General features: G+C 75.5%; 24 protein-coding genes. 11 read left to right on the forward strand and 13 right to left on the reverse strand.

From position 1 onward, the window contains the following. Nucleotides 1–311: 311 nt before the first annotated feature. On the reverse strand, nucleotides 312–1,325 hold the full coding sequence (locus IH54_RS0106085; protein WP_159011680.1) for a TerD family protein: 1,014 nt from the start codon (nucleotides 1,323–1,325) through the stop codon (nucleotides 312–314). Between the two features lie 235 nt (nucleotides 1,326–1,560). On the opposite strand from IH54_RS0106085, the gene IH54_RS0106090 reads away from it, so the two are divergent. The 5 genes from IH54_RS0106090 to IH54_RS0106110 all read left to right on the forward strand — a co-directional run bounded on the left by IH54_RS0106090 (nucleotide 1,561) and on the right by IH54_RS0106110 (nucleotide 7,351). Continuing rightward, nucleotides 1,561–2,184: a DUF6643 family protein gene (locus IH54_RS0106090; protein WP_043179991.1), complete on the forward strand. Its 624-nt coding sequence runs from the start codon at nucleotides 1,561–1,563 to the stop codon at nucleotides 2,182–2,184. Nucleotides 2,185–2,216: 32 nt separating this feature from the next. Further along, a complete protein-coding gene (locus IH54_RS0106095; RefSeq protein ID WP_031513563.1) occupies nucleotides 2,217–3,044 on the forward strand; it encodes an MOSC domain-containing protein in 828 nt (275 codons plus the stop codon). Nucleotides 3,045–3,156: 112 nt separating this feature from the next. Beyond that, nucleotides 3,157–3,780 (forward strand): hypothetical protein, encoded by a 624-nt coding sequence (locus tag IH54_RS0106100; protein WP_031513566.1) that lies wholly within the window; start codon nucleotides 3,157–3,159, stop codon nucleotides 3,778–3,780. Between the two features lie 160 nt (nucleotides 3,781–3,940). Beyond that, a complete protein-coding gene (locus IH54_RS0106105; protein ID WP_031513569.1) occupies nucleotides 3,941–6,355 on the forward strand; it encodes a right-handed parallel beta-helix repeat-containing protein in 2,415 nt (804 codons plus the stop codon). 168 nt (nucleotides 6,356–6,523) lie between these two features. Then, nucleotides 6,524–7,351, forward strand: coding sequence for a DeoR/GlpR family DNA-binding transcription regulator (locus IH54_RS0106110; RefSeq protein WP_031513571.1), 828 nt, complete (start codon nucleotides 6,524–6,526; stop codon nucleotides 7,349–7,351). Between the two features lie 85 nt (nucleotides 7,352–7,436). Here the strand turns inward: IH54_RS0106110 and IH54_RS0106115 are convergent, their stop codons facing one another. From IH54_RS0106115 to IH54_RS0106135, 5 genes are all read right to left on the reverse strand, one after another. After that, nucleotides 7,437–7,820 carry a hypothetical protein gene (locus IH54_RS0106115; protein WP_031513572.1) on the reverse strand — a complete coding sequence of 128 codons (384 nt, stop codon included), beginning with the start codon at nucleotides 7,818–7,820 and terminating at the stop codon, nucleotides 7,437–7,439. A gap of 152 nt (nucleotides 7,821–7,972) precedes the next feature. Continuing rightward, nucleotides 7,973–9,391, reverse strand: a complete 1,419-nt coding sequence (locus IH54_RS0106120; RefSeq protein WP_159011683.1) for a hypothetical protein — start codon at nucleotides 9,389–9,391, stop codon at nucleotides 7,973–7,975. 161 nt (nucleotides 9,392–9,552) lie between these two features. Then, complete coding sequence (locus tag IH54_RS0106125; RefSeq protein WP_052397132.1) at nucleotides 9,553–10,245, reverse strand: cytochrome b/b6 domain-containing protein; 693 nt, start codon at nucleotides 10,243–10,245, stop codon at nucleotides 9,553–9,555. Then, nucleotides 10,242–11,000 (reverse strand): molybdopterin-dependent oxidoreductase, encoded by a 759-nt coding sequence (locus IH54_RS0106130; protein WP_031513578.1) that lies wholly within the window; start codon nucleotides 10,998–11,000, stop codon nucleotides 10,242–10,244. Before IH54_RS0106130 ends, IH54_RS0106125 begins: the two co-directional genes overlap by 4 nt. Nucleotides 11,001–11,063: 63 nt before the next feature. Beyond that, nucleotides 11,064–11,852, reverse strand: coding sequence for an alpha/beta fold hydrolase (locus IH54_RS0106135; protein ID WP_031513580.1), 789 nt, complete (start codon nucleotides 11,850–11,852; stop codon nucleotides 11,064–11,066). A gap of 203 nt (nucleotides 11,853–12,055) precedes the next feature. Between IH54_RS0106135 and IH54_RS0106140 the strand changes: the two genes are divergently transcribed. After that, nucleotides 12,056–13,399, forward strand: a complete 1,344-nt coding sequence (locus IH54_RS0106140) for a PLP-dependent aminotransferase family protein (RefSeq protein ID WP_031513582.1) — start codon at nucleotides 12,056–12,058, stop codon at nucleotides 13,397–13,399. 251 nt (nucleotides 13,400–13,650) lie between these two features. Then, nucleotides 13,651–14,226 carry an ATP-binding protein gene (locus tag IH54_RS0106145; RefSeq protein ID WP_078861998.1) on the forward strand — a complete coding sequence of 192 codons (576 nt, stop codon included), beginning with the start codon at nucleotides 13,651–13,653 and terminating at the stop codon, nucleotides 14,224–14,226. Nucleotides 14,227–14,849: 623 nt separating this feature from the next. Here the strand turns inward: IH54_RS0106145 and IH54_RS0106150 are convergent. Continuing rightward, nucleotides 14,850–15,164, reverse strand: coding sequence for an SHOCT domain-containing protein (locus tag IH54_RS0106150; protein ID WP_031513586.1), 315 nt, complete (start codon nucleotides 15,162–15,164; stop codon nucleotides 14,850–14,852). 256 nt (nucleotides 15,165–15,420) lie between these two features. Then, nucleotides 15,421–16,644, reverse strand: coding sequence for an ROK family protein (locus IH54_RS0106155; RefSeq protein WP_031513588.1), 1,224 nt, complete (start codon nucleotides 16,642–16,644; stop codon nucleotides 15,421–15,423). 17 nt (nucleotides 16,645–16,661) lie between these two features. On the opposite strand from IH54_RS0106155, the gene IH54_RS0106160 reads away from it, so the two are divergent. After that, the gene (locus tag IH54_RS0106160) at nucleotides 16,662–18,020 is read left to right on the forward strand and encodes an MFS transporter (protein WP_031513590.1); all 1,359 of its coding nucleotides are present in this window, start codon (nucleotides 16,662–16,664) and stop codon (nucleotides 18,018–18,020) included. A gap of 89 nt (nucleotides 18,021–18,109) precedes the next feature. On the opposite strand, the gene IH54_RS0106165 is transcribed toward IH54_RS0106160, so the two are convergent. Further along, entirely contained in the window at nucleotides 18,110–18,511 is a 402-nt protein-coding gene (locus IH54_RS0106165) for a MarR family winged helix-turn-helix transcriptional regulator (RefSeq protein ID WP_031513592.1), read from the reverse strand. An 85-nt stretch (nucleotides 18,512–18,596) separates the two neighbouring features. Here IH54_RS0106165 and IH54_RS0106170 point away from each other — a divergent pair, with 85 nt between their 5' ends. Further along, nucleotides 18,597–20,174, forward strand: a complete 1,578-nt coding sequence (locus tag IH54_RS0106170; protein ID WP_078861980.1) for an MFS transporter — start codon at nucleotides 18,597–18,599, stop codon at nucleotides 20,172–20,174. A 213-nt stretch (nucleotides 20,175–20,387) separates the two neighbouring features. Here IH54_RS0106170 and IH54_RS0106175 read toward each other — a convergent pair whose 3' ends face one another. The 3 genes from IH54_RS0106175 to IH54_RS0106185 are packed head-to-tail and all read right to left on the reverse strand — an operon-like array spanning nucleotide 20,388 to nucleotide 23,258. Beyond that, nucleotides 20,388–21,053, reverse strand: coding sequence for a response regulator transcription factor (locus tag IH54_RS0106175; RefSeq protein WP_031513597.1), 666 nt, complete (start codon nucleotides 21,051–21,053; stop codon nucleotides 20,388–20,390). Then, a complete protein-coding gene (locus IH54_RS0106180; protein ID WP_107060111.1) occupies nucleotides 21,050–22,345 on the reverse strand; it encodes a sensor histidine kinase in 1,296 nt (431 codons plus the stop codon). Before IH54_RS0106180 ends, IH54_RS0106175 begins: the two co-directional genes overlap by 4 nt. 58 nt (nucleotides 22,346–22,403) lie before the next feature. Continuing rightward, nucleotides 22,404–23,258, reverse strand: a complete 855-nt coding sequence (locus IH54_RS0106185; protein WP_063762231.1) for a TetR/AcrR family transcriptional regulator — start codon at nucleotides 23,256–23,258, stop codon at nucleotides 22,404–22,406. A 176-nt stretch (nucleotides 23,259–23,434) separates the two neighbouring features. Between IH54_RS0106185 and IH54_RS0106190 the strand changes: the two genes are divergently transcribed. Next, nucleotides 23,435–23,926, forward strand: a complete 492-nt coding sequence (locus IH54_RS0106190) for a nitroreductase family deazaflavin-dependent oxidoreductase (protein WP_052397134.1) — start codon at nucleotides 23,435–23,437, stop codon at nucleotides 23,924–23,926. A gap of 118 nt (nucleotides 23,927–24,044) precedes the next feature. Here IH54_RS0106190 and IH54_RS0106195 read toward each other — a convergent pair whose 3' ends face one another. After that, on the reverse strand, nucleotides 24,045–25,304 hold the full coding sequence (locus IH54_RS0106195; RefSeq protein ID WP_031513605.1) for a geranylgeranyl reductase family protein: 1,260 nt from the start codon (nucleotides 25,302–25,304) through the stop codon (nucleotides 24,045–24,047). A 155-nt stretch (nucleotides 25,305–25,459) separates the two neighbouring features. Here IH54_RS0106195 and IH54_RS0106200 point away from each other — a divergent pair, with 155 nt between their 5' ends. Then, nucleotides 25,460–26,821, forward strand: coding sequence for a dipeptidase (locus IH54_RS0106200; protein ID WP_031513607.1), 1,362 nt, complete (start codon nucleotides 25,460–25,462; stop codon nucleotides 26,819–26,821). Nucleotides 26,822–26,867: the final 46 nt, after the last annotated feature.

Consider the following 26,867-nt stretch of genomic DNA (forward strand, 5'->3'; position numbering starts at 1 on the left):
CACCCCCACCGGCGGCCGGCCGCCGACGAGACCCCGGGAGGGGGACGATCCGGGGGTGCCCCCGCAGGAATGCGCTACCCAGCGCGGCACCGACTCGGGAAGAGGGTGAGCGCGCATTCCGAGGAGGTACCCCCGGAGTGGCACCCGACCCCACCCACCGAAGCAGAAGCGCGATGCCCCGCCGGGCAACACCCAGCGGCGCGGGGCTGCATCCGATGTGCGGCCGGCGCCGCGTAGGCGCGCGCAACCCCACCGGCCGCAAGGTCCCGCCGAGGACAGGACGAGCCACCCCCCGCGGGCCGAGGGCGCGCTCACGCGTCCGCGGGAACCCACCGCAGAGCCCACCCGTAGGCGTAGTCGACCGTACGCTGAGGGCTGAGGCCCGGACGGGCCGGGAGGTAGCGGGCCTCGCGGCGCAGCCGCAGCACCGCACCCCCGCCCCCGCCCTCCCCCGCACGCTCCCGCGTGAGAAGCACGAGCGCGCACACCGCCGACCCACCCCCTGAGGGAGGCAGCGCGAAGTCCGCCGGCGGCCCGTGCTCGGGCCGCACCTCCACCGTGCCGCCGGAATCCGCGAAGCTCCCGCCGCGCACCGCGAGGAAGACCAGCACCCGACGGAAGCGCACCGCCTGGTCGAGGTTGACGGTCAGTTCCGCTCTGCCGCCGCCCGCGTCGAGCTGGACGTACGGCGGCAGCCACAGCGCCCCGGTGGCGCCGCCGAGCGCCTGCACCACCCCCTTGCGGCCGTCGGCGAGCTCGAAGAGCGCCCCCAACTCGGCGCCGCCGTCCGCGCTGTGGGCGATCCGCAGCAGCCCGGGGCCCAGCCGCGTACCGCCGGCCGCGCGGCGGCCGGCCCCGGCCGGGGGGCGCCGCGCGGCGGAGGGCAGCGGCGGCGCGGTCCGGGCCAGGGCGCGCAGCCGCCACCCCCCGCCCTCCCGGTAGCACTCGCCGACCGCGGTGGCGGGCCCGCCGGTGACGCCGGGCAGCTCGAACCGCACGGGCCCGCCGCCGCCGAGCGCGCTCAGCCGCGGGGCCGGGATCCGCGCGGCGGGCCCGCCCTCGGCGCGTACCACCACGAGCACCGCGGTGACCGCACTTTCGAGTGACGCCAGGTCGAGCAGGAGGGTGTCGACGGCCGAGCCGTCCGCGCCGCCCTCCCGCGTGTGGGTGACGGCTCCCGAGACGTGCTCGGGCGCCTCGGCGACGACGAGGTCCGCCGGGCCGCGCACCGCGCCGTCCGCGAGCAGGAGCGCGCACAGCTCCGCCCGCGGCGTGCCCTGACCCGCGCCGCGGCGGAACTCCAACCGGACTTCCGCGGTCGGCAAACGGACGCTTTCCCCCCTGCGCAGCAGCACTGCAGACCTCCCCCGGCGCGTCGCGCCTCCCCGGCGGCCCCTCCGGCACACGCCTTTTACCTGATCACAGCGCTGTTCCGTGACCGGTTTCCGGGGGTTCGCTCGTATTGGGGACATCGTGCCACGAGGAAGCCGTCAAACACCCGTCAAACAACCCTCTAATCGGTCTCCCCAACGACCACATCGTGGGCTTAACTTATGGCTCATGACCACCCCCCGCGGTTCGTACGGTGGCGGCTACGGCGGCTACCCCTCGTCTGCGTCCTTCCCGGACACCCCGATCTACGACAGCCTCGTCGCCGAGCGCGGCACGCCGCAGATCGCCCCGATCCGCGTACCGACGCCGTACTCCGGCTTCGACTCAGGCATGCCCGCCGGCTACGGCGCCAACCTGCCCGCCACCCGGCCGGCGCTGCCCGCCCTGCCGGCCGGCCCCTCGTCGCCCTCCTACCAGCCGCCGCAGCCTCCGGCGCCCGGCGGCTACCCGGGCGGCGGCTACCCGCAGCAGCCCGCGCCGTACGTCCCGCAGCAGGCGCAGCCTCCCCGCGGCGGCTACGCCAACAACGGCTTCAACGGCGGCAACGGTTTCAACGGCGGCTTCCCGCCCGGCGGCGCGCCGATGGGCGCGCCGATGGGCCAGCCCATGAACGGCCAGCCGGGCGGCTACGGCGGCGGCATGCCGCAGCAGGCTCCGCCCGGCGGCTACGAGGCCGCGCGCCCGGTGCCGCCGCGTCCCGTTCCTCCGCGGCAGGTCCCCGGCGGCCACCCCGAGGAGCAGTACCCGCGGCGCAACCTCGGCAACGGCGGCGGAGGTTACTACCAGGGCTGACCTGCGGGGGCACGCGCTGGCACCATGGCGTCATGAGTCCGCTGACGCTGAGCGCCCTGAACATCCATCCGGTCAAGTCGCTGCGCGCCGTCGGCGTGCACGAGGCGGTTGTCGAGCCCTGGGGGCTCGCGGGGGACCGCCGCTGGATGCTGGTCGACGCCGGCGACACGGCCGTGACGCAGCGCGAGCACGCGCAGCTTGCGCTGGTCGGCGCGCTGCCGCTGCCCGGCGGCGGGCTGCGGCTGTCCGCGCCCGGACAGCCGGACCTCGATGTCGCCGTGCCTCCCGCGGGGGCGGAACTGCGCGGCGTGCGGATCTTCGCGGGCAAGGTGGACGTGGTCGCCGCCGACGCGTCGGCCGGCGCGTGGTTCGGCGCGTACCTCGGCGAGCCGGTGCGTCTGGTGTTCCTCGACGAGCCCGCCGTCCGGCGGCCGATCGACCCGGCCTACGCGCGCCCCGGCGAGACCGTCAGCCTCGCCGACGGCTTCCCGCTGCTGCTCGCCTCGTCCTCCTCGCTCGGCGCCCTCAACGCGCTGATCGCCGCCGGGGACCGCCCCGCGGAGGGCCCCCTGCCGATGAACCGCTTCCGGCCCAACGCGGTGGTCGACGGCGCCGCCGCGTGGGCGGAGGACGGCTGGCGGCGGGTGCGGATCGGCGAGGTGGTCTTCCGGGTCGCCAAACCCTGCGGGCGCTGCGTGGTCACCACCACCGACCAGTCGACCGCCTTCCGCGGAAAGGAGCCACTTCGGACGCTGGCGCGGCACCGAAACGTCGGCTCCCGCCTGCTCTTCGGGCAGAACCTGGTCCCTGAGGGCACCGGAACCCTGCGCGTCGGCGATCCGTTGACCGTTCTGGAGTGACGTGCGGACGCGCCGTCCCGCCCTTCCGGCGGGTTGCCGGCGCCTTTGCGCGTCGGTCGTGCCGTCCGGGGGTATGCGTGGGCGGTAGGGACGGGTGAAGGAGGTGGCGGCCGTGGCTCGTCGGAGCAGGACCACCAGGTTCGCGTGGCGCTGGCGGCGCAATCCGCTGCGCCGGCGTTCCGACCTCGTCGAGGCCTGGATCGGACTGGTCACCGTGCTGCTGATCTGCACGGTGCCGCTCGTCGGCTGGTGGGCCGGCCAGTCGGCGGACCGCGCCCTGACCCGGGTCGCGCGCGTCCAGCGGAGCGAGCGCAGTCTCGTACCCGCCACCGTGGTGCCCGCGTCCGCGGCGCGCGGCGCCCGCACCGCGCCGGGCGCGGAGCGGGCGGTGGGCCGGCAGGCGGATCCGGCCGGCGAGGAGGTGCTGCGCTGGACGGCGCCTGACGGCACGTCGCGCTCCGGGAAGGTGCCGCTGGATCTCGAGGTGTGGCACGGCACCCGGCTGCTGCTGTGGACGGACCACCAGGGCGGGCTGGTCGCGCCGCCGCTGGACCACGCGACGGCCACCGCGCACGCCGCGCTGGCCGGGGTGACGACCGCGGGCGTGGCCGCCGGCGCGCTGCTGCTGGCGCGGCAGCTGCTGCTGTGGCGGCTGACGCAGCGCAGGATGGAATCCTGGGACCGCGCCTGGGCCCGGTTCGGCCAGGACTGGGGCCGGGCCGGAGCCGGCGGCTGACCCGGCGGCGCACGGCTCCGCCGCGGGGGCGCCCCGGTGCGCGGGCGGATGCGCCGGGCGACGCCGCCCGCCTGACGGGACGTCGTCAACAGCGCCCCTTCGCGCACGCTACGGTTGATCCCCGGTCGGCCGACGCAAGAGGTGGGGGCAGGGCAACCCGATGGCACATGGCGTGGTGCAGGTCACCAACCCGAGCAGTTCACGGTGGCGCCGCCGCACGGGCGAGTACGCCACGGTGGCCGACGCGCTGGCCGCCGCCGCCGACGGCGACGTGCTGACGGTGGGTCCCGGCACGTACCGCGAGAACCTGGTGATAGACCACGCGGTCACCCTGCGCTGCGCGGACGGCCCCGGCACGGTGCGGATCGCCCCCTCGTCGGGCGTGGCGGTGACGGTGCGGGCCTCGGCCTCGGTGCACGACCTGGTGGTCGAGGGCCAGGACAGCACGGCCGCCGCGCTGCTGGTGGAGGCGTGCTCGCCGGAGCTGACGGGGCTGCGGGTCAACGCGCGTTCGGCGGTGGGCGTCGAGGTGCGCGACAACGCCCGCCCGACCGCCAGGCGTTGCACGGTGGACAACCCGGCGGGCGTCGGCATCAGCGTGCTGGACGCGGCGGGCGGGCTGTTCGAGGACTGCGAGGTGGTCGCGGCAGGCCAGTCCGGCGTGACGGTGCGCACGGGCGGCAGCCCGCGGCTCGAGCGCTGCCGGGTGCACCACGTCTCGGGCTCCGGCCTGTCGGTCACCGGCGAGCACAGCTCGCTGGAGGCGGTCGGCTGCGAGGTGTTCGAGGTGCGCGGGACGGGCCTGCACCTCTCGCAGCGCGCCTCGGGCCAGCTCACCGACTGCCGGGTGCACGGCACCACAGGCGACGGGATCTCGCTGGATTCCGACGCGGTGCTGGCGATGTCCGACTGCGACGTCCACGACATCCCGGAGAACGCCGTGGACCTGCGGGCCCGCGCGGTGCTCACGCTGACCCGCTGCACGGTCCGCCGCTTCGGCCGCAACGGCCTGTCGGTGTGGGACCCGGGCACGAGGGCCGACGCCAACGGGTGCGAGATCCACGACAGCACGGGCGACTACCCGGCGGTGTGGGTCAGCGACGGCGCGGTGGCCGTTATCGACGCCTGCCGCGTGCACGACGTGCCGGACGCGCTGTTCGTGCTGGACCGCGGCTCGCGCGCGGACGTGGTGGACAGCGACTTCACGCAGATCCGCAACACCGCGGTGTCGGTGAGCGACGGCGCCAACGTCCAGCTGGACGACTGCCGGATCCGCGACGCGGCGACCGGCGCCTGGTTCCGCGACCACGGCAGCGGCGGCACCTTCGCCCAGGTCACCATCGACTCCGCGTCGACCGGCGTGATCGTCACCAAGGGCGCGGACCCGGCGCTGGAGCGCTGCACGGTGACCAACACGACCGAGTCCGGCATCTACGTCTCGGCCGAGGGCCGCGGCACCTTCACCGCCTGCAAGGTGACCGGCAGCAAGGGCTACGGCTTCCACATCATCGACGGCTGCCGCTCCACGCTGACCCGCTGCCGCACCGAGCGCTGCGCCCGCGGCGGCTACGAGTTCGCCGAGCCCGGCCCGGTGACGGAGGACTGCACGAGCGACCGGGCCGCGACGCCCGAGCCGGCCCCCGTCACGGTGCCGCCGGTGCCCGAGCGGCAGCCGGCGGGACGGTCGTACGGGCTGCTCGGCGGGGTGCCGCAGCAGCAGCCCGCCCAGCCCGCGGCGCAGCCGGAGCCCGCCCCGGCCGCCGGGCGCGGGAGCGCCGAGGTGCTGGCCGAACTGGACGCGCTGGTCGGCCTGGACGGCGTCAAGCGCGAGGTGCGCACCCTCATCGACATGATCGCGGTGGGCCGCCGCCGCCTTGAGGCCGGCCTCAAGGCGCCCTCCCCGCGCCGCCATCTGGTCTTCACCGGCTCCCCCGGCACCGGCAAGACCACTGTGGCGCGGCTCTACGGCGAGATCCTGGCGTCGCTCGACGTGCTGGAGCGCGGCCACCTGGTGGAGGTGGCCCGGGTCGACCTGGTCGGCGAGCACATCGGCTCGACCGCGATCCGCACCCAGGAGGCCTTCGAACGGGCCCGCGGCGGCGTGCTGTTCATCGACGAGGCCTACGCGCTCGCGCCGGAGGACGGCGGCCGGGACTTCGGCCGGGAGGCGATCGACACCCTGGTCAAGCTGATGGAGGACCACCGGGACGCGGTCGTCGTGATCGTCGCCGGGTACACCGCCGAGATGGAGCGCTTCCTCGCCTCCAACCCCGGTGTGGCGTCCCGCTTCTCGCGGACGATCACCTTCGGCGACTACTCGGCCGAGGAGCTGCTGCGGATCGTGGAGTCGCAGGCCGCGGAGCAGGAGTACCGGCTCGGCGAGGACGCGGGCGAGGCGCTGCTGAAGTACTTCTCCGCCCTGCCCAAGGGCCCCGCGTTCGGTAACGGGCGGGCGGCGCGGCAGGCGTTCGAGGCGATGGTGGAGCGGCACGCGGTGCGCCTGGCGCACGTCGACGAGCCCACCCACGACGAACTCCAACTGCTCTACCCGGAGGATCTGCCCGAGCTGCCCTGAGCCGCACGGTCCCCGCCCGCGCCCCGGGCGGGGTACAAGAGGGCGGCCGCCGGGCGCGCGGCGGCGGGCACGTGGAAAGATGGGGCAGATGCGCCCGCGGCGCACCGCGGCGGCCGGTCACACCGGGAAGAACCCAGAACGCACAAGACGCAGAAGACGAGGTCACGGGTGGGCGACAACCAGAACCTCCTCGCCGAGCAGCGCAGGGCACTGATCCTGGACGAGGTGCGCCGCCGCGGTGGTGTGCGGGTCAACGAGCTGACGCGCAGGCTCAACGTCTCGGACATGACGGTCCGCCGGGATCTGGACGCGCTCGCCCGGCAGGGCGTGGTGGAGAAGGTGCACGGCGGAGCGGTGCCGGTCGTCGAGGCCAGCAGCCACGAGCCGGGCTTCGAGGCGAAGTCCGGCCTGGAGCTGGGCGCCAAGGAGGCCATCGCGACGGCCGCCGCCGCCCTGGTGCCGCCCGGCAGCGCGATCGCCCTGGCCGGCGGTACGACCGCGTACGCCCTCGCGCACCATCTGCTGGACGTACCGGACCTGACGGTGGTGACCAACTCCGTGCGCGTCGCCGACGTCTTCCAGAACAACCAGCGGCGCCCCGGCGCGGCCCCCGGCGAGGGGTCGGCCACCGTGGTGATCACCGGCGGGGTGCGGACGCCTTCGGAGACCCTCGTCGGGCCGGTGGCCGACCGGGCGATCCAGGCCCTGCACTTCGACCTGCTCTTCCTGGGCGTGCACGGCATCTCGGTGGAGGCGGGCCTGTCGACGCCGAACCTGGCGGAGGCCGAGACCAACCGGCATTTCGTCCGCTCGGCCCGCCGGGTCGTGGTGATCGCCGACCACACCAAGTGGGGAACGGTGGGCCTCAGCTCGTTCGCGTCGCTGGAGGACGTGGACACGCTGGTGACGGACGCGGGCATCCCCGAGGTGCTGCGGGCCGAGATCGCCGAGCACCTGTCGGACCTCATCGTGGCGGGCGAGCCCGCCGAGAGCTGACCGCCCTGCGGCCGGATCCGCCCGTGCGCTCGTCGTGGCGGGGGAGCCCGCCGAGAGCTGAGCGGCGGGCGGCCGGATCCGCCCGTCAGCCGCCGATCCAGGACCACGCGCTGCTGGGCGCCAGCAGGAAGAGCACGACCGCGACGACCAGGACGATGCCCGCGAAGGCGCGCAGCCGCCGCACGCCGGGCGTCAGGGGGCGCCGGGGCGGCCGGTTGTCGGGCCGCCACGCGGCGGCGTGCTGCGAGGGGGTGTGCGGCCGGCTGCGGCGCCGCCCGAAGCGGCGCGGCACGGCGTCGACGCCCCGCTCGTCCTCCTCGCGCAGCCGGCGGGCGACGATCCTGGCCCGCGCCGAGGGCTCCTTCGGCGCGGTGGCGCGTATCGCGCGCTCGGAGTCGTTGGCGAACTGCTCCCACACGTCGTCGGGCAGCGACGGCTCGTCGGCCGCGGGTGGTGGTTCGGTGGTCACTTCTGCGCTCTCGTCTCGTCCAGGCATGGCCGGGGCGGCGGCACTCGGCGCGCTTTCCCCCCACCGGCGAATCGATACTTCCCCTGCCACTTTTACCACGCCGGATGCCGTGCGCGGCGTGATACTCCGGCTGCGGGCGGCTCCGCCGCAGGTCAGCGGTATTCCGCGAACCTGGGGCGGATCCCGAGCAGGGTCAGCGCCGCCGCCAGGCCGAGCGCCCCCGCGGGTACCGCGGGCCAGCCGTCGAGGGCGCCGTGGGCGTCGGCGGCGTGCTGCGTGAAGTCGGCCAGCTGCCGGTCGGCGAGGCGCTCCAGGGTGGTGGAGAAGTCCCAGAAGTCGAAGGCGACGTTGCCGCGGCCGACCTCGGTGAGCACCACCGCGGCCGCCTCGGTGTCGCCCTTGTCCTTGAGCGAGCGCAGCCTGTCGTCGTCGGAGCGGAAGTTCGCGTAGCGGCCGAGCATGTCCTGGTAGGCGGGGCGCTCCCCTGCGGTGGCGTAGCCGTCCGGGGTCAGGAGCCCGTCGAGCCGCTTGGCGAGGGTGTCGAACTGCGCCTCGTCCGCCTCGCCGAAGGCGCTGTCGTGCACGAACCAGCGGCTCTCGGTGGCCGCGGCCTGCGAGGCGACGGCGCCGGCCTCGGCGAGGTTGGTCCAGGGCCGCAGCCCCTGGCTGCTCGCGGCGTCCACCGCGTCGGCGGCGGCGTTCATGGCCAGCGCCCCGGCCAGGGTGACGGCGAGGGTCGCGGCGGTCGCGACGAGCAGCGCCGGGTTGAAGCGCCTGCGGTAGTCGCGGGCCAGCTCCCACTGCCACCACAGCAGCAGCAGGACGGCGAGCGCGCCCAGCACCCCGACCGCCAGGCCCCAGCGCACAGCGGCGTGCCGCGCGTCGTTGCGCTGCACGTCGGCCTGCTGCTGGTAGGCCGCCGACAGGGCGTCGGCGAGCGGCAGCAGCCGGCTGTACATGATGCTGCCGGCCGAGACGTTCATGGCGACGGCGAAGCGCGGCGGGTGGCCGACGGTCTGGTCGGGGTCCTGCTCGGCGACGTAGCGGGCGCGCCCGCTGAGGTCGTCGTACTGCCCGAGGCTGTCGAGCAGCTGCGCCACCCGCGCGCCCTGGCCGGGGTCGCCGCCGAGCTTGCGGAGCAGCTCGCTCACCAGCGTGCGGTCCCGCTGCGCGGTGATCAGGGCGTTCAGCTGGTTGCCGACGATCACGTCCGGGTCGTCCGCGGAGCGGCCGGGGGCCAGGGTGTCGGCGCGCTGCGCGTCGAGGTCGGCGAGCGTGGAGCGCAGCTGCGCGGCCGCCGAGGCGCGGTCGGTCACGGTGCTGCCGAAGCGGGCGGTGGCGTGCCGTACGGAGACCGCGCCGGCGACCGCGACCGCGCACAGGACGCCCAGCGCCACCAGGACGGCTGCGGTGCGGACGGCGAGCCGCCGCGACCCGCCGCCGGTCAGCCGCAGCCTGCGGGGCGCCCGGTAGGTCTCCGCCGGGCTCGCCGGCGCCGCCGCGGGCTCTTCGGTGTCAGGGGCCTCCTGGGCCGGCGGGGCCGTGTGAGCCGACGCCTGGGACATCGTCATGCCGTGACGCTAGGCGCGGGTCGGGAAAGGGCGGTGGCCTCCGGGCGACCGCGGGGTGTCCTACGCGTAACAGAACTGCCGCGAAAGCATGGGGAGTTGGCGTCCGTGGGGGCCCGGGTGCGCGCGGTCAGGGGGCGTCCGCGGCGGCCCGGCGCGCGCGGTCAGGGGGCGTCCGCGGGCGGGGCGGCCGGCGGCGCGGACGCCGGCCCGTCGGGCTCCTGCCCGTCGGGAGGCCGCCACAGCGGATGCTCCTCGCGCGCCCACCAGCGCGGTACGTATCCGGTGCGCAGACCGCGGCGGGCCTCGGGGTCCTGCAGCGCGAACCACACGTGCCCGGCGATGACGGCGGCGAAGACCAGCGCGAGCCAGTCGTGCACGAAGGTGGAGCCGGTGCGCCAGACCAGCGGGGCCAGCCGCGGGAACCACATGATCACCCCCGTGCCGGCCATGACCAGCAGCGCGCCGGTCGCGAAGGCGGCGTAGAGCTTCTGGCCCGCGTTGAACTTGCCCGCGAGGCTGGGCTCGCGCCTGCGGTGGCGCAGCGCGACGCGCAGCCAGCGCCAGTCGTGCGGGAAGAAGCGGCCGAGGCGGCCGGTGTCGGCGCGGAAGGCGCGCGAGGCCAGGCCGAGCAGCACGGGCAGCGGCACGGCGATCCCGGAGTACTCGTGCACGGTGACCAGGAGCCGGCGGCGGCCGACGATCTCGGCGAGCTGCGGCAGGTACAGGCACGCGCCGGTGGCGACGCACACGCCCATCAGCCAGGTGACCGAGCGGTGCACCCAGGTCTCGGCGCGGGTGAAGCGGCGCAGCCCGGTGGCGCGGGCGGGCTTCGGGCGCGGGGTCACGGCGGTCATGAGGTGGGGTCGTCGCGGCGGCCGTTGGACTTGCCCACCCAGCCGTCGACGTCGTAGCCGTAGTTCTCCCAGTAGCCGGGCCGCACGTCCTTGGTGACGGTGATGCCGGACAGCCACTTCGCGGACTTGTAGAAGTACATCGGCGCCACGTAGAGCCGGACCGGGCCGCCGTGGGCGGCGCTGACGGGCTTGTCGTCCATGGTCAGCGCCACCAGCACGTCGGCGCGGCGGGCCTGCTCCAGCGTCAGGCTCTCGGTGTAGACGCCGTCGAAGCAGGTGAAGCGGACGGCGGTGCCGGCGGAACGCACGCCGGCGGCGTCCAGCAGGGTCGACAGCCGCACCCCGGAGAAGGCGGTGTGCGGCACCCGCCAGCCGGTGACGCACTGCACGTCGCGCACCAGCCGGGTCTGCGGCAGGGCGCGCAGGTCGGCGAGCCGGTATTCGGCGGGGCGGTCCACCAGCCCGCCGAGGGTGAGGCGGTAGTCGCTCTCGCCACGGTGCGGCACGGAGTTGGAGACCGAGTAGAAGCGGAAACCGCCGCCGCCGGGCAGCAGCGAGGTCACCCCGGTGGGGTCCTTGGCGCTGACCGACGCCAGGACGGAGTCCAGCCGGTCCTGCACCGCGCCGCCGACCGCGACCCCGGCCGCGCCGAGTCCGAGCATGCCGAGCACCGTGCGCCGCCCCACGGGGCTGCCGCGGCCCTCCTCGGGTCCGGGGCCGTGGGGTGTGTCCGGTGGCGGCGTGCGGTCGTCCATGGGTCGATTCGAGCACGCCGGCGGCCGTCTGGCCAGGGCCCCGGACGGTCCGTCAGGCTTCCGTCACATCCGGGCGGCACGCCGGGCCTGCGGCACCCGGGCCAGCAGCCGGGCGAGGGCGCCGTTGAAGGCGTCGGGGCGCTCCAGGTTGGGCATGTGGCCCGCGTCCTCGACGACGGTGAGGGTCGCGCCGGGGATGTGCCGGTGCAGGTACTCCGCGTCGGAGACGGGGGTGAAGACGTCCTCGCGGCCGACGACGACCAGGGCGGGCACCGCGATCCCGGCCAGGGTGGCGGTGTAGTCGGGGCGTTCGGCCCGGCCGCGCAGCGCGGCGGCCGCGCCCTGCGGCGGGGCGGCGAGCATCATGCGGAGCACGTGGTCGGCCACGTCGGGCCGCCGCGCGAGGGTCGCGGGGCAGACCATCGAGCCGAGCACCTCGCGGGCGTACCCGGCCGTGCCCTCGCGCTCCAGCCGGTCCGCGCGGGCGTACCGCTCCTGCCTGCCCTGCTCGGTGTCGGCCTGCGCGAAGGTGTCGGCGAGGACCAGCCCGGCGACGCGGTGCGGGAAGAGCCGGTGGAACTCCAGGGCGATCTGACCGCCCATCGACAGCCCGCACACCACCGCGTCGGCGACCCCGAGGTGGTCGAGCAGCGCCGCGAGGTCGCGGGCGAAGGTGCCGAGCGGGGTGCTGCCGGCGACGACCTGGCTGCCGCCGTAGCCGCGCAGGTCGGGGGTGATGACCCGGTGGCCGGGGGCGGCGTCCTGCTGCGGCGCCCACATGGTGAGGTCGAAGGGGTGCCCGTGGATCAGCAGCAGGGCGCTGCCGTCGCCGCCCGTGTCGCAGTAGGTCATGCTGATGCCGTTGACGAAAGCCGTGTTCACCTGCGGTTCCCCCCTTGTCGTGGTTACTGTCCCGATGCTAGGCAGAGGGCAATCAGCGGAGCAATGACCGGCTTTGATGTCGGAGCAATGAGCCGGTGCCCCGACGGGCGGCACGGGCGGGCGGCACGGGCGGGCGGCACGGACAGGCGGCACGGACAGGCGGGGGAGCGGGTATGGCGCGGGATTTCCGGCAGGCGGCCGACGCGGTCGCGGCGCAGATCGCGGCGGGGCGGCTGCGTCCGGGCGACCGGCTGCCGACGCAGCGGGCGTTCGCGCGGCGGTACGGCGTCGCCGAGTCGACGGCGAGCCGGGTGTACGCCGAGCTGACCCGGCGCGGCCTGGTCGTCGGCGAGGTGGGACGCGGCACCTTCGTACGGGCCGCGGCGCCCGCCGCGGACCCGGCGCTCGCCGAGCCGGGCACCGCCCGCGTCGACCTGGAGCTCAACTACCCCGTCACGCCGGGCCAGCCGGAGGCGCTGGCCGCGGGGCTCGCCCGGCTGGCCAGGCCGGACGTGCTGGGGGCCGCGCTGGGCCCTTCCGGGGCGGGCGGTACGGCCGCGGCGCGGGCCGCGGCGGCGGAGCTGCTCGCCCGGCCGGGCTGGGCGCCGGACCCGGCGGGCGTGCTCTTCGCCGGCAACGGGCGGCAGGCGGTCGCCGCGTGCGTGGCCGCACTGGTGCGCCCCGGCGGGCGGCTGGGCGTCGAGGCGCTGACGTACCCGGTGGTCAAGGCGATCGCGGCGCGGCTCGGGGTGACCCTGGTGCCGCTGGAGTGCGACGCCGAGGGGCTGCTGCCCGGCGCGCTGCTCGCCGCGCACCGGGCCGCGCCGCTCGGCGGGCTCTACGTCCAGCCGACGCTGCACAATCCGCTGGGCACCACCATGGGGCCCGGGCGGCGGGCCGAACTGGCGGCGGCGCTGCGGGAATCGGGGCTGCCCGCCGTCGAGGACGCCATCTGGGCCTTCCTGCGGGCGGACGCGCCGCCGCCGCTGGCCGCGTACGCGCCGGAGCGGGTCGTGCTGGTCGACAGCCTCTCCAAGCGCCTCGCGCCGGGCCTGACGGCGGGCTTCGCGGCGACCCCGGCGGCGCTCACCGCGCGGGTGTCGGCCGCACTGCGCTCCGGCGGCTGGACGAGCGCCGGGTACGCGCTGGCCGCGGCGACCGGGTGGATCGGCGACGGCACCGCCGCAGCCCTGAGCGCCGCCAAGCGGGAGGACGCCCGGCTGCGCGCCGAGCTGGCCGCCGAGGCGCTGGCGGGGCTCGCCGTCCGGTCCGGCCCGTGCTCGTATTTCTGCTGGCTGGAGCTGCCGCCGCCGTGGCGGGCCGACACCTACGTGGCCGCCGCCGCCCGGCGCGGCATCGCGGTGACGCCCGCGGCGTCCTTCGTGGTGGGCTCGCACAGCACGCCGGCCGCGGTGCGGATCGGGCTGGCCTCTCCCCCGCCGCCGGTGCTGCGCCGGGCGCTCGACACGCTGGCCGAGCTGGTGCGGACCGGCCCGGACGACCTCGGTCCGGAGTGAACGACCCCACGGCCGGTCGGCGGCACCTGATGCCCCGCCGGCGCCCGTCCGCCCACCGAACCGGCAGGTCAGCGGTGCGACGCGCGACAAGTTGCGACATTCCCCACATCGGGTGACGCTGATATCGCATCACGGAGTGCTGAAGCAGTCACTCTAAGCAGTTCGCTCAACCGTTCCCATCGGAGCGGCGTACGGCCGGCGCCCGCATGTGCGGGACCGTCCCAGCCGCGGAGGGAGTCGCAGCCGTGATCATGCAAGCGGACCAGACCGACCGGACCGACCCGACCCACCGAACACCGCGCGAGTGCGTCCTCGAACTGGAGGCGCACCCGTACCGGATCCAGCAGATCCGCCGCATCGTGGCCGCGCAGCTGCGCTACTGGCGGCTCGATCCGCTGGTCCAGCCCGCCGCGAGCGCCACCAGCGAGCTGCTGGCCAACGTGCACCGGCACGCCCGGCCCGACAAGAAGTGCGGCGTCCGGCTGACCCTCGCCGACGACCGACTGACCGTGGCCGTCACCGACAGCGACCCGCGGCTGCCGCAGCTGCGGCCCGTGGAGCCGATGGCCACCACCGGGCGCGGCCTGACGATGGTCGAGGCGCTGAGCGACACGTGGGGCACCGACCTGCTGCCGGAGGACGCCGGCAAGGTCGTGTGGTTCGTGCTGCGCACGCCGGTCGCGGTGCCGACGATGCTGCCGGGCCGCAACACCGTACCGTTCGAGCGCGCCATGGCCGAGCCGCTGCCGGAGCCGGCCCTGGAGCCCGTCACCGCGCCGGTCACCGGCACGGTCCCCGAACCGGCCGCCGTCGCTGCGGCGGCCTGACCGCGCGGGCCGCCGGTGTGGGCGCCGGCGGCACCGCGCACCGGGCGCCGCCTCCCCCGCGCATGGGGAGGCGGCGCCCGACGTACGCCCGTCACCCGGCCGCGACCGCCCGCAGGACATCCAGCCGGGCTGAGCGGTGCGCCGGGCTCCGGGCGGCGAGCGGCGAGCGGCGAGCGGCGAGCGGCGAGCACGCCCACCAGCAGCACCACGGCGAGCGGCAGCGGCGGGATCGCGAACGCGCCCGTGCCGGTGCCGCCGGCGGCCGGCACCAGGGCCCGGCGCCCCCGTCACCGTCACCGTCACCGTCAGGCTCGGGCCCGTCGCTGCCGGCCCGCCCACCGCCCGACGGCGCGAGACGCCCGGGTGTCCGCCGCTCTCCCGCAGCGCCCCCACCTGAGCGGTCCGCCCGGCGCGCGGGGCGGGCGTGACCGCGGTGAAGCGGCCGGCCGGGAGGCCCACCGTCACGCCGTCCAGGACCCGCACCGCGGTGTCGCCGAGGCCGTGGACCTCATCGCGTCCACCACACGGCGGCGGCCCCGCCGCCGGTCTCGCTGCCGGCTGCGGGGCCGCGCCGATCGGTCGGCACGCCGACCGTCAGGCCCGATCGGTCGGCACGCGGGCCGTCAGGCACCGTCCTTGCCGCTGCTCCGGTCACGCGGGCTGCGGGCGAAGTGCTCCTCCAGCACCGACATGCGGCGCCAGTACTCCTCCTCGTCGATCTCGCCGGAGGCGAAGCGCCGGCCGAGCACCGCGAGCGGGCTGTGCTCGCTGCCGCCGCCCGCCGCGGGCGGCCCGAACTGCCGCCACGGGGCGCCGCGTCCGCGCCACACCGTGCGGCGCAGCACGGTGATCACGGCGGCCACCGCGAACACCCAGATCAGGGGGAAGAAGAGGATCCACGGGCCGGGCCCGCCGTCGTGCCACGCCAGGGTGTCCATCGTCTGTCAACTCCTCGGTCCTGCCGGGTTCTCCCGACACCACCGAGCCTCGCTTCCCCGGCCGCCGAAGTCGTCGTACGGCCAGCGGCACCGCGGCTGCTCCGCGCGGAGTACGCCGCGCCCGCCCGGCACCCCCGCGGGCGGCGCCGGGCGCAGGCCGCGGGCCTCCGGGGGCAGGCGCAGCGGGCGGCGCGGGGGGGGCGTACGCCCACCGGAACGTACGCTCCCGGCGCCGCCGTACGCCCTTCGCCCCGGGTCAGCCGCCGAGGACGGCCAGCGGGTCGTCGAGCACCGGCTGCCAGGCCAGCTCCGCGGCGCCCACCAGGCTGTTGTGGTCCAGCGCGCAGGCCAGCACGGGCACGCTGCCGCTGCGGCCCCACAGGCTGTGGTCGGCGACGACCGCGCGCAGCGCCTCCGGGTCGGCGTCCAGCAGGTGACGGTGCAGCCCGCCGAGCAGGATGCGGTCCGGGTTGAGGACGTTGACGAGTCCGGCGAGGCCGCGTCCGAGCCGGTCGATCATCAGCAGCGCCGCGGCCCTGACGGCGGGGTCGGCGTACTCCGTACGCAGCAGGGCCGCGCTCTGGTCGAGCAGCGACACCTCGGGGCCCGGGGCCCGCCCGGCCGCCTCGAGGAAGGCCAGCGGGTCGGCCTCGACGTCCAGGCAGCCGCGGCTGCCGCAGTAGCAGGGCCGCCCGTCGGGCCGTACGGTGAGGTGGCCGACCTCCAGCGCGAGGCCCGAACTCCCGGTGTGCAGACGGCCGTCCAGCACCAGCGCGCCGCCCACGCCGCGGTGCCCGGAGGCGACCACCAGCAGGTGCTGCGCGCCGCGCCCCGCGCCGTGCCGGTGCTCGGCGAGGGCCGCGACGTTGACGTCGTTGCCGACGAAGGACGGGACCGGCTCGCCGTCCGGGCCCAGGATGCCCACCTCGGCGATCTTCCCGGCGAAGACCTCGGCCACCTGCGTACCGGCCGGCCAGGACAGGTGCAGCGGGTTGAGCGCGAGGCCCTCGGGCTCGGCGATCGCGGACGGCACCGCGAGGCCCGCCCCGACGCACAACCGTCCCGACTCCCGCAGCAGCCCGGCGCCCGCCTCGACAACCGCGCCCAGCACGTGGGCGGCGTCGGGCGGCACGGTCATGGAGCCGGGCGCCGTCGCCACGATCTCGCCGCCGAGGCCCACGAGCGCGGCGCGGAAGCCGTCGGCGTGCACCTGCGCGGCGAGCGCGACCGGACCCCCGGGCGCGACGTCCAGCCGGTGCGAGGGCCGCCCCTGCGCGCCCGCCGGGCCGTTGGGCCGGGTGTCCACCCGGATCAGCCCCAGCGCTTCCAGTTCGGCGGCGACCGCTCCCGCCGTGGCCCTGGTCACCCCCAGCTCCGCGGTGAGCAGTGCGCGGGTCGCCGCACGGCCGGTGTGCACGAGCGCGAGCGCGGGGCCGAGTGCTCCGCGGCCCCGCTCCAGCCTTGTCCGAATCTGTGTCACCCCCCTATTCTCACTTTGTGCCGACACTGAACAAAATAGGGACGGCCCTGAGTCGATCTTCCCGACCGTCCCGGCCTTCCCGTTCCCCGATCACCGATCCCGCCCTGCGCCGGCTGCGCATCGCCCTGACCGTCTTCTTCGCGGTCGACGGCTTCCTCTTCGCGGGCTGGGTCGTCCGCATTCCCGCCATCAAAGCCCAGACCGGCGCCTCCGCGAGCCAGCTCGGGCTGGCCCTGCTCGGCGTGTCGGCGGGCGCGGTGGCCACCATGGTGCTCACCGGACGGCTCTGCCGCCGCTTCGGCAGCGACCGCGTCACCGTCGGCACCGCGATCATGCTGTCGCTGAGCATCGCCCTGCCGCCGCAGACCCACTCGGCACTGGCACTCGGCCTGGTCCTGCTGGTGTTCGGCATAGCGTACGGCGGTCTGAACGTCGCCATGAACAGCCTCGCCGTGGACCTGGTGACGGCACTGCGCCGCCCGGTCATGTCGTCCTTCCACGCCGCCTACAGCTGCGGCGGGCTCGTCGGCGCCGGCCTGGGCGGGCTGCTGGCGCCGCACCTGTCGCCGGCCGTCCACCTGGCGCTGCTCACCCCGGTCGGCCTGGTCACCGTGCTGCTCACCGGCCGCGTCCTGCTGGGCACGAGGCTCCAGGCACCGCCCGAGCAGATCCCCCCGCCCGCCGCACGTACCCCCGCACCGGCCGCACCAGGCGCACCGGGCGCACCGGGCGCACCGGAAACGACGCCGGGCAACGGGACCTCCGCACCGGCCGCACCGGAAACGACGCCGGGCAACGGGACCTCCGCGTCCGCCACCGCACGCCACCCGGGCCTGCTCGTCGCGCTCTTCGGCCTGATCGCGGCCTGCTCGACGTACGGCGAGGGGGCGCTCGCCGAGTGGGGCCCGCTGCACGTCCAGCAGGACCTGCACCGCGGCCCCGGCGTCGCCGCCGCCGGATACGCCGCGGTGACCCTGGCGATGACGCTCGGCCGGCTGTCCGGGACGGCCCTGCTGCTGCGGCTCGGGCAGACCCGGGTGCTGGTGCTGGGCGCGGTGCTCGCGGCGGGCGGCATGCTGCTCGCAGCGCTGGCCCCGCTGCTGCCGCTGGTCGTCCTGGGCTTCGCGCTCACCGGGCTCGGGCTCTCCAACACCTTCCCGACCACGATCGCCCGGGCGGGCGCGCTGACCGGCCCCGGCGGCGTGGCCGCCGCGTCCACCTTCGGCTACGGCGGGCTGCTGCTCGGCCCGCCGACGATCGGCTTCCTCACCGACGCGGTGGGGCTCCCTACCGCTCTGACGACGGTGTCGGCCCTCGGCGCCGTCGCGGCGGCGCTGGCGTACTCGGTGCGCAACCTGGGGCGTACGGCGGCCTGACGGGGCCGGGCGCGCGCGAGCCCCGCGGGACGGCGTCCTGCGGGGCTCGTACGCGTACGACGGGGGGCACGGGAAGTGCGGGAAGGGCCTTACGCCTCGGCGTGCTTCGGGAGCATCCGCTCCAGGACGGCACGGTGGCCGGGGCGGGCCTCGGCATGGCGGGAGCGGCCACTGTCGGTGATCGCGACGTAGACGCCGCGGCGGTCCTCCGAGCAGATGCCGCGGTCGACCAGCCCTTCCTTCTCCAGCCTCGCCACCAGCCGTGACAGCGCACTCTGGCTGAGGTGGACGCGATCGGCCAGCTCCTGCACGCGGAAGGTGCAGCCGCCGTCCTCCGGGTCGCCGGCGAGCACGTCGAGAACCTCGAAGTCACTCGCGCACAGACCGTACTGGTTCAGCTCACGGTCCAGTTCGCAGGCCGTGCGGGCGTGGATGGCGAGGATCTCCCGCCACTCGCGCTCCAGCGCACGCTCGTCCTTGTCCACTGCCATGCCCGCAGGGTAGCAGAAAACGGACCCCGATGCACGGTAATTAAATGCGCTTGCATCTCATGCACTTGCATGTAATCTACCGATCATGACCTCTCCGTCAGCCACGTCCACCACCGTCCCCCGTGCGCAGGACCGATGGAGCGCCCTCCAATGGGGCACGCTCTTCGTGCTGTGCGCCGCGCTCTTCCTCGATGCCCTCGACGTCTCGATGGTCGGCGTGGCCCTCCCCTCCATCGGCTCCGAACTCTCGCTGTCGACCACCTCGCTGCAGTGGGTCGTCAGCGGCTACATCCTGGGCTACGGCGGCCTGCTGCTGCTCGGCGGCCGCGCGGCCGACCTGCTCGGCAGGCGCCGGGTCTTCCTGATCGCGCTCGGCGTCTTCGCCGTCGCCTCGCTGCTCGGCGGCCTCGTCGACTCCGGCTCGCTGCTCATCGCCACCCGCTTCGTCAAGGGCCTGAGCGCCGCCTTCACCGCTCCCGCGGGCCTGTCGATCATCACCACCACCTTCGCCGAGGGCCCGATCCGCAACCGCGCCCTGACCATCTACTCCAGCTGCGGCGCGACCGGCTTCTCCATGGGCCTGGTCCTCTCCGGCTTCCTCACCGAGGCCGGCTGGCGCTGGACGATGCTGCTGCCCGCGCCGGTCGCGGTGATCGCGCTGATCGCCGGCCTCAAGCTGATCCCGCGCACCCCGCGGGAGAGCACGCAGGGCCGCGGCTACGACCTGCCGGGCGCCGTGACCGGCACCGCCTCGATGCTGCTGCTAGTCTTCACGGTCGTCTCGGCCTCCAGCGCCGGCTGGGCGTCGGCCCGCACGCTGGGCTCCTTCGCCGCCGTCGCGGTGCTGCTCGCGGCCTTCACCGTCATCGAGAACCGCTCCTCGTCGCCGCTGATCCGGCTCGGTGTGCTCCGCTCGTCCACGCAGGTGCGGGCCAACCTGGGGGCCGCGACCTTCTTCGGCTCGTACGTCGGCTTCCAGTTCCTGGTCACGCAGTACCTGCAGAACGTGCTCGGCTACAGCGCCATGCAGACCGCGCTGGCCTTCCTGCCCGCCGGCGCGCTGGTGGCGATCCTCTCCACCCGGATGGGCCCGGTCGTCGACCGGTTCGGCACCCCGCGGGTGACCGCGTTCGGCTTCCTGGCCCTCGTCATCGGCTACGTCCTCTTCCTGCGCATCGACCTGCACCCGAGCTACGCCGGCGTCATCCTGCCGTCGATGCTGCTGCTCGGCGGGGCCTTCGCCACGGCCTTCCCGGCGCTCAACATCCAGGCCACCAACGGCGTCAAGGACCATGAGCAGGGCATGGTCTCCGGCCTGCTCAACACGTCCTTCCAGGTCGGCGGCGCGATCTTCCTCGCGGTGGTGACGGCGGTGGTCACCGCCAACACCGACACCTCCGGCGGCGCGGCCGGCAGCAAGCAGGCGGTGCTGGACAGCTACCGCCCCGCGCTGTGGGTCGTCACCGTCATCGGCCTCGTCGGCCTGCTTCTCACCCTGACCGGCCTGCGCAGGCGGCGCCCGACGTACGGCATCCTCGTCGCCTCCTCCGAGGGCGACGAGCGGGCACGGCAGGCCGCAGCGGAGCGGGAGGCCGCCGAGAACGGCGCGGTGGCGTCCGCGGGAGCGTCCCGCACCGACGGTGACGGCTCTGCCCGCGCCTGAACTCGGCGTGCCCGCGGTACGGGGGCGGGCACGCGACCGGCCCCGCGCGCTACGGCGCGCGGGGCCGCCGGCGTCCGGGGGTTCCGAGCGCGTTCGGCTTGCGGGCTCCGCAGCAGCGAGGGCGCCGCGCCTCGCCGCCGCGGCGCGGGGATGATGCGCGGGCCGGGCTCGTGAGGCGGAATCGTGACAGCGGGCTCGCGAGGCCGGACGGCCTCAGCCGAGCCAGCCGGGGCGGACCAGGCCCGATTCGTAGGCCAGGACGACCAGTTGGGCGCGGTCGCGGGCGCCGAGCTTGACCATGGCCCGGCTGACGTGCGTCTTCGCCGTGAGCGGGCTGACGACCAGGCGGCGCGCGATCTCCTCGTTGGACAGGCCCATGCCGACCAGCGCCATGACCTCGCGCTCGCGGTCGGTGAGCTCGTCGAGCGCGCCCGCGGCCGCGGGCTCCTTCGACCGGGCGGCGAACTCCGCGATCAGGCGCCGCGTCACACCGGGCGAGAGCAGCGCGTCGCCGGCCACCACCGCGCGGACCGCGCGCAGCAGCTCCGCGGGCTCGGTGTCCTTGACCAGGAAGCCCGAGGCGCCCGAGCGGATCGCCTCGAAGACGTACTCGTCCAGCTCGAAGGTGGTCAGGACGACGACCTTCACGTCCGCCAGCGCCGCGTCGCCGGTGATGTCGCGGGTCGCCGCGAGCCCGTCCGTCAGCGGCATGCGGATGTCCATCAGGACGGCGTCGGGCCGCGTCCCGCGCACGACGCGCAGTGCCTCCCGACCGTCCGCGGCCTCGCCCACCACCTCGATGTCGGCCTGGGCGTCGAGCAGCGCCCGGAAACCCGCCCGCACCAGCACCTGGTCGTCGGCCAGCACAACGCGGATCATGAACGCTCCTCGGCAGCCGGTCCGGCCGCATGGTCGGGGGTGTCCTCGGCAGGGGCGCCAGGGCCGGCAGGGTCCGCGGCCGCGGTCCGGCCGCCGAGCGGGAGGCGGGCGCGGACGCGGTAGCCGCCGTCGGGGCGCGGGCCCGTCTCGACCGTGCCGCCCAGCGCCGCGGCCCGCTCGCGCATGCCGACCAGGCCGTTGCCGCCGCCGGTCTCGCCGCCCGCCGAGGCGGGGCCGTCGTCGTCCACCTGGACCTGGAGCAGGCCGGGCCGGTAGGCGAGGTGGACCCGGGCGGTGCGCGAACCGGAGTGCCGCACCACGTTGGTCAGCGCCTCCTGGACGATACGGAAGGCGGCGAGGTCGGCGCCGGGCGGCAGCGCGACCCGCTCGCCGTCGACGGTCACTTCGGCGCGCAGCCCGGCGGCGGTGGCCTGCTCGACCAGCTCGGGCAGCCGGTCCAGCCCGGGGACGGGGGCGCGCGGCGCCTCGCTGCCCGGGGTGCGCAGCGCACTGAGCACCTGGCGCACCTCCCCCAGGGCCTCCTTGCTCGCCGCCTTGATGGTGGTCAGCGCGGTGCGCGCCTGCTCGGGCCGCTCGTCCATGAGCGCCAGGGCGACACCGGCCTGGACGTTGATCAGCGAGATGCTGTGCGCCAGCACGTCGTGCAGCTCCTGCGCGATACGCAGCCGCTCCTCGTCCGCCCGGCGCTGCTCGGCCGCGGCCCGCTCCCGCCGCTCGCGGGCGATCCGCTCGCGCCGCACCCGGAAGAGCTCGGCCGCGGCCAGCACCGCCGCCAGCCAGGCGGCGACACCCGAGACCTCCGTCCACGACGCCTGGGAGTCGCCGGAGGGCGGCAGCCAGCGGTAGAGCCACAGCACGACGAGGGCGTGGGCGGCGAAGGCACTGCCGGCCACGACGAGCACGCCTTTGCGGTGCCCGGCGGCCACCGCGCTGAAGAAGGCCACGACGAGGCTCGCGAAGACCGGCCCGTACGGGTAGCCGAGCACGACGTAGAGCAGCGTGACCACGGCGACGCCCGCGGCGACGGGGACGGGCGCGCGGCGGCGCAGCAGGAGCAGGGCGGGGCCCGCCAGCAGCAGCAGGTAGCCGAGCCGGTCGAGGTCGACGCGTACGGACTGGTGCCGCCCGGCCGCGCTGGAACCGGTGATCTGGAGGAACGCCAGCAGTACGACCGGGACCCACAGCGAGAGCACGCCGCGGCGGCGCGACTCCCCCGCGGGCGCGGGCCCGTGCCCGCCGTGCGGCGGCCCCGGGTGCACCTCGTACGTCATGCGTCCACGCTAGACCGCTGGGGCCGGGGGCGGCGTCCGCTGCGCGAGGGCGGTGCGGCTACTCCGTGGGGAGTACGCCGCGGGCCGCCTCGGCGCCGGCCGGCTCGCCGGAGGGGGCTGCGGCTGCGGCGTCGTCCCTCCCGCTGCCGGCCTGGTCGCCGGGCGCCAGCCCGACCTGTGCGGCGAGCGCGGCGGCGGCCTGCTCGAAGAACGGGCCGCGCGCCTCGACCACCCGGTTGAACTGCCCGAACAGCTCGAAACTGACGATCCCGAAGAGCTGTGCCCAGACGGCGACCAGCGCGGCGACCACACGTATCGGCAGCTCGGGCGCGAGCTCGGCGGCGAGCCGGACGGCGTCGGCACGCACCGGCTCGGCGAGCGGGCGGCCGGCGGACTCGCCGAGCAGTCCGGCGGCATGCGCGTCGCGCACGACCGAGACGAGGGCGAGCGGCACCCGGGACGCGGGGCCCACGGTGGTCTGCGGCGCGGCGTAGCCGGGCACCGGCGAGCCGTAGATCAGGGCGTACTCCTGCGGATGCGCGACCGCCCACTCCCGGACCGCGCCGCAGACCGCCTGCCAGCGGTCGACCGGTGCGGCGGTGGCCGGTGCCTTCACCCCGGCCACCGCCGCTGCGGCGGCGCGGTCGCGGGCGTCCGCGTCGACCCCGGCGAGCGCCCGCTCCGCCGCCTCGCCGACGGCGTCGTACGCGTCGATGATGAGAGCGGTGAGCAGGTCGTCCCGGGAGGGGAAGTAGCGGTAGAGGGCGGAGGACGCCATCCCCAGCTCCCGCGCGACGGCACGCAGCGAGAGCCCGGCCGACCCGTGGGCGGCGAGCTGTCGGCTCGCCTCCTCCTTGATCGCCTCGGTGATCTCGGCCCTGGCCCTTTCCCTGGCTCCCTTGATGGCACTCATGGTCCCCAGTGTGCCATCGGAGAAGAGCATTGGCCAAGAACGAGATCGGGGAGATAAAAAGAGAGCGGTGCTCTTGCTTTCGGGGCCCACACAGGAGCACACTGTTCTCAAGCGAGAGCACCGCTCACGGAATGAGAGCGGAAGACAGGAACGACAGGAAAGAAGGAGAGGCCGTCATGTCCGAGCAGGTCCTGCACGTCCGGAAGCCCGGTTGGATCACTGTGAACGTCCTCAACCGCGCGGTCGCCTTCCTGACCCGCCGCGGGCTCAGCGTCTGGGGCTCCCGGGTCCTGGCCGTCAGGGGCCGCAAGAGCGGCGAGTGGCGGACGACGCCGGTCAATCTGCTGGCGCTGGAGGGGAAGCGGTATCTGGTCGCCCCGCGGGGGCACGTGCAGTGGACGCACAACATGCGGGCGGCGGGCGGCGGTGAGCTCCGCCTGGGCAAGAAGGCGGAGGCGTTCACGGCGGTGGAGGTCGGCGACGACGAGAAGGTGCCGGTGCTGCGCGCCTACCTGAAGCGCTGGAAGGCGGAGGTCGGGGTCTTCTTCGACGGTGTCGGCCCGGATTCGTCGGACGAGCAGCTGCGCGCGATAGCCCCCAGGCACCCGGTGTTCCGCATCACCGAGCCGGGCGGGCGTTCGGACGCGGGTGCGGATTCCGGCGCGTGAGCGGGCGGGTGTGCGCAAGCACCCGAATGCGCGGAGGCGCACGGAAAGGGTCCGGCAGGGCGGCCCGCGTCGGCGTCCGGGCGGCCGCCGCCGGGGAACGGCCGCCCGTGGCCGGCGGTCAGGCGCGGCTGAAACTGTCCAGCGCGCGCCGGGCGACGGGGTGGGTGCGGACGATTTCGGCGAGCGACCTCTTGCCGCTGGTGATGCCGGCGAACGCCCGCCAGGCCGGCGGGAAGGTGGTCAGCGCCGTGTGGAAGAGCCCCGGCCGCTGCTCGAAGACGCCGAGCAGCCGGCGCCCGACTCCCATCTCGACGCCGAGGCCCGCCTTGACGGCGAAGGCGTAGTTGAGCGCCTGCCGCCGGGCGTCCACCGCGTCGTGCGCCTCGGCGATGCGTACGGCCCACTCCCCCGCGAGCCGGCCGGAGCGCAGCGCGTAGGAGATGCCCTCGCGCGTCCAGGGTTCGAGCAGCCCGGCCGCGTCACCGCAGACCAGCACCCGGCCGCGGGAGAGCGGCGAGTCGTCGGCGCGGCAGCGGGTGAGGTGCCCGGTGGAGACGCTGGGCTCGAATCCGGCGAGCCCGAGCCGGGCGACGAAGTCGTCCAGGTAGCGCTTGGTGGCGCCACCGTCGCCGCGGGCCGAGATCACGCCGACGGTGAGGGAGTCACCCTTGGGGAAGACCCAGCCGTAACTGCCCGGCAGCGGGCCCCAGTCGATCAGCACCCGGCCGGCCCAGTCCTCCGCCACGGACGGCGGGACAGGGATCTCCGCCTCCAGACCGAGGTCGACCTGGTCGAGCTTGACCCCGACGTGTGCCCCTATCCGGCTGGCGCTGCCGTCGGCGCCGATGACCGCGCGGGCGTAAACGATCTCCTCGTCGCGCTTGCCGGCGGCGCCGCCGCTGCCGCTCGCGCTCACGACGACCGCGACCGTGCGCCGGTCCGGCACCCCGGGGCCGTGCTGCTCGACCCGGGAGACGGTCACACCGGTGCGCACCACGGCGCCCGCCTCGCGGGCCGCGTCGACGAGCGCGGCGTCGAACTCCGGGCGGTTGACGAGGCCGAAGAGCATCTGCCGAGAGCGCTTGGTCCTGGTCCGGCGGCCGTTGAGGCTGAAGGTGACCGCGTGCACCCGCTCGCGCAGCGGGAGGTCGAAGCCGGGCGGCAGCGCGTCCCGCGAGGGGCCGATGAGGCCGCCGCCGCAGGTCTTGTACCTGGGGAGTTCTGCCTTCTCCAGCAGCAGGACGCGCCGCCCGGTGACCGCCGCCGCGTGCGCGGCCGACGCTCCGGCGGGGCCCGCGCCGATCACCACGACGTCCCAGACCCCCGGCGTCTCCCCGTCCTGCGCTTCGCTGCCCTGCGCCGCCTGCTCACCGCTCACGTCTGATCCGCTCCCGCTCGGCCCGTCCGTCGTCACCCCTGCTCAGGGCATCCTATTGCTCCCGCCGGACCATACTTGCTGTGGCACCATCGGCAGCGACCGTTGCGTGCACCCACCGAGCGCCGCGACCCGCCGATTCCTACGAGGAGCAGCCCATGCCGTCCGTTCCGCTGTCCCAGACCGTGGCCTCGCTGATGCCCCGCGCGCGTACCGAGCTGGCGGAGCTGGTGTCCTTCGCCTCGGTGGCCGACGAGCGCCAGTACCCGCGCAGCGAGAGCGAGAAGGCGGCGGCCTGGGTGGCGGCGGCCCTGCGCGGCGAGGGCTTCCAGGAGGTGGCGCTGCTGGACACCCCGGACGGCACGCAGTCGGTCTACGGCCTGCTGCCCGGCCCGGAGGGCGCCCCCACGGTGCTGCTGTACGCGCACTACGACGTGCAGCCCCCGCTGGACGAGTCGGCGTGGCTGACACCGCCGTTCGAGCTGACCGAGCGCGACGGGCGGTGGTACGGCCGGGGCGCCGCCGACTGCAAGGGCGGGCTGCTCATGCACCTGACGGCGCTGCGGGCGCTCGCCGCGCAGGGCGGGGTGCCGGTCACCGTAAAGGTGATCGCTGAGGGCTCGGAGGAGCAGGGCACCGGCGGGCTGGAGCGCTACGCCGAGGCGCACCCCGAACTGCTGACCGCGGACGCGATCGTGATCGGCGACGCGGGCAACTTCCGGGTCGGGCTGCCGACGGTCACCTCGGTGCTGCGCGGCATGGCGCAACTGGAGGTCCGGGTGGCAACGCTCGAAGGCAACCTGCACTCGGGCCAGTTCGGCGGCGCGGCACCCGACGCGCTGGCGGCGCTGATCCGCATGCTCGACTCGCTGCGCGACGCGTCCGGCGCGACCACGGTCGCCGGCCTGGACGGCTCGGGCACCTGGGCGGGCCTGGAGTACCCGGAGGAGGACTTCCGGCGGGACGCCAAGGTGCTCGACGGTGTCGGGCTGGTCGGTACGGGCACGGTCGCCGACCGGCTCTGGGCCCGGCCCTCGGTGACGGTGATGGGCATCGACGCCCCGCCGGTGGTCGGCGCGACCCCGTCGGTGCAGGCCACCGCCGGTGCCCGGGTGAGCGTTCGGGTGCCTCCGGGCATGACGGCGGAGCACGCCGCGACAGCGCTGGAGGAGCACCTGCGGGCGGCCGCGCCGTGGGGCGCGCAGGTCGAGGTGAAGCACTGCGGCAGCGGCCAGCCCTTCCAGGCCGACACGAGCAGCCCGGCGTACACGGCGATGGCCGAGGCGATGCGCGAGGCGTACGGGCAGGAGATGGCCATCGCGGGGCAGGGCGGTTCGATCCCGCTGTGCAACACGCTCGCGACGCTGTACCCGCAGGCGGAGATCCTGCTGATCGGGCTGAGTGAGCCGGAGGCCCGGATCCACGCGGTCAACGAGAGCGTGTCGCCGGAGGAGTTGGAGCGGCTGTCGCTCACCGAGGCGGTGTTCCTGCAGCGTTACGCGGCCTCGAAGGCGTCATAGCCGCAGCCGGTGCGGCCCCCGGCCCCGCGGGATGCGGGGCAGGGGC

This window comes from Streptomyces sp. NRRL F-5123, from assembly GCF_000721495.1.
GTDB lineage: Bacteria > Actinomycetota > Actinomycetes > Streptomycetales > Streptomycetaceae > Actinacidiphila.

Excerpts from the sequence above, each read along its gene's own strand:
- IH54_RS0106090 (WP_043179991.1), top strand. The coding sequence starts at position 1,561 with ATGACCACCCCCCGCGGTTCGTACGGTGGCGGCTACGGCGGCTACCCC.
- IH54_RS0106095 (WP_031513563.1), top strand. The coding sequence starts at position 2,217 with ATGAGTCCGCTGACGCTGAGCGCCCTGAACATCCATCCGGTCAAGTCG.
- IH54_RS0106105 (WP_031513569.1), top strand. The coding sequence starts at position 3,941 with ATGGCACATGGCGTGGTGCAGGTCACCAACCCGAGCAGTTCACGGTGG.
- IH54_RS0106120 (WP_159011683.1), bottom strand. The coding sequence starts at position 9,391 with ATGACGATGTCCCAGGCGTCGGCTCACACGGCCCCGCCGGCCCAGGAG.
- IH54_RS0106125 (WP_052397132.1), bottom strand. The coding sequence starts at position 10,245 with ATGACCGCCGTGACCCCGCGCCCGAAGCCCGCCCGCGCCACCGGGCTG.
- IH54_RS0106130 (WP_031513578.1), bottom strand. The coding sequence starts at position 11,000 with ATGGACGACCGCACGCCGCCACCGGACACACCCCACGGCCCCGGACCC.
- IH54_RS0106135 (WP_031513580.1), bottom strand. The coding sequence starts at position 11,852 with ATGACCTACTGCGACACGGGCGGCGACGGCAGCGCCCTGCTGCTGATC.
- IH54_RS0106140 (WP_031513582.1), top strand. The coding sequence starts at position 12,056 with ATGGCGCGGGATTTCCGGCAGGCGGCCGACGCGGTCGCGGCGCAGATC.
- IH54_RS0106145 (WP_078861998.1), top strand. The coding sequence starts at position 13,651 with ATGCAAGCGGACCAGACCGACCGGACCGACCCGACCCACCGAACACCG.
- IH54_RS0106150 (WP_031513586.1), bottom strand. The coding sequence starts at position 15,164 with ATGGACACCCTGGCGTGGCACGACGGCGGGCCCGGCCCGTGGATCCTC.
- IH54_RS0106165 (WP_031513592.1), bottom strand. The coding sequence starts at position 18,511 with ATGGCAGTGGACAAGGACGAGCGTGCGCTGGAGCGCGAGTGGCGGGAG.
- IH54_RS0106170 (WP_078861980.1), top strand. The coding sequence starts at position 18,597 with ATGACCTCTCCGTCAGCCACGTCCACCACCGTCCCCCGTGCGCAGGAC.
- IH54_RS0106175 (WP_031513597.1), bottom strand. The coding sequence starts at position 21,053 with ATGATCCGCGTTGTGCTGGCCGACGACCAGGTGCTGGTGCGGGCGGGT.
- IH54_RS0106180 (WP_107060111.1), bottom strand. The coding sequence starts at position 22,345 with ATGACGTACGAGGTGCACCCGGGGCCGCCGCACGGCGGGCACGGGCCC.
- IH54_RS0106185 (WP_063762231.1), bottom strand. The coding sequence starts at position 23,258 with ATGAGTGCCATCAAGGGAGCCAGGGAAAGGGCCAGGGCCGAGATCACC.
- IH54_RS0106190 (WP_052397134.1), top strand. The coding sequence starts at position 23,435 with ATGTCCGAGCAGGTCCTGCACGTCCGGAAGCCCGGTTGGATCACTGTG.
- IH54_RS0106200 (WP_031513607.1), top strand. The coding sequence starts at position 25,460 with ATGCCGTCCGTTCCGCTGTCCCAGACCGTGGCCTCGCTGATGCCCCGC.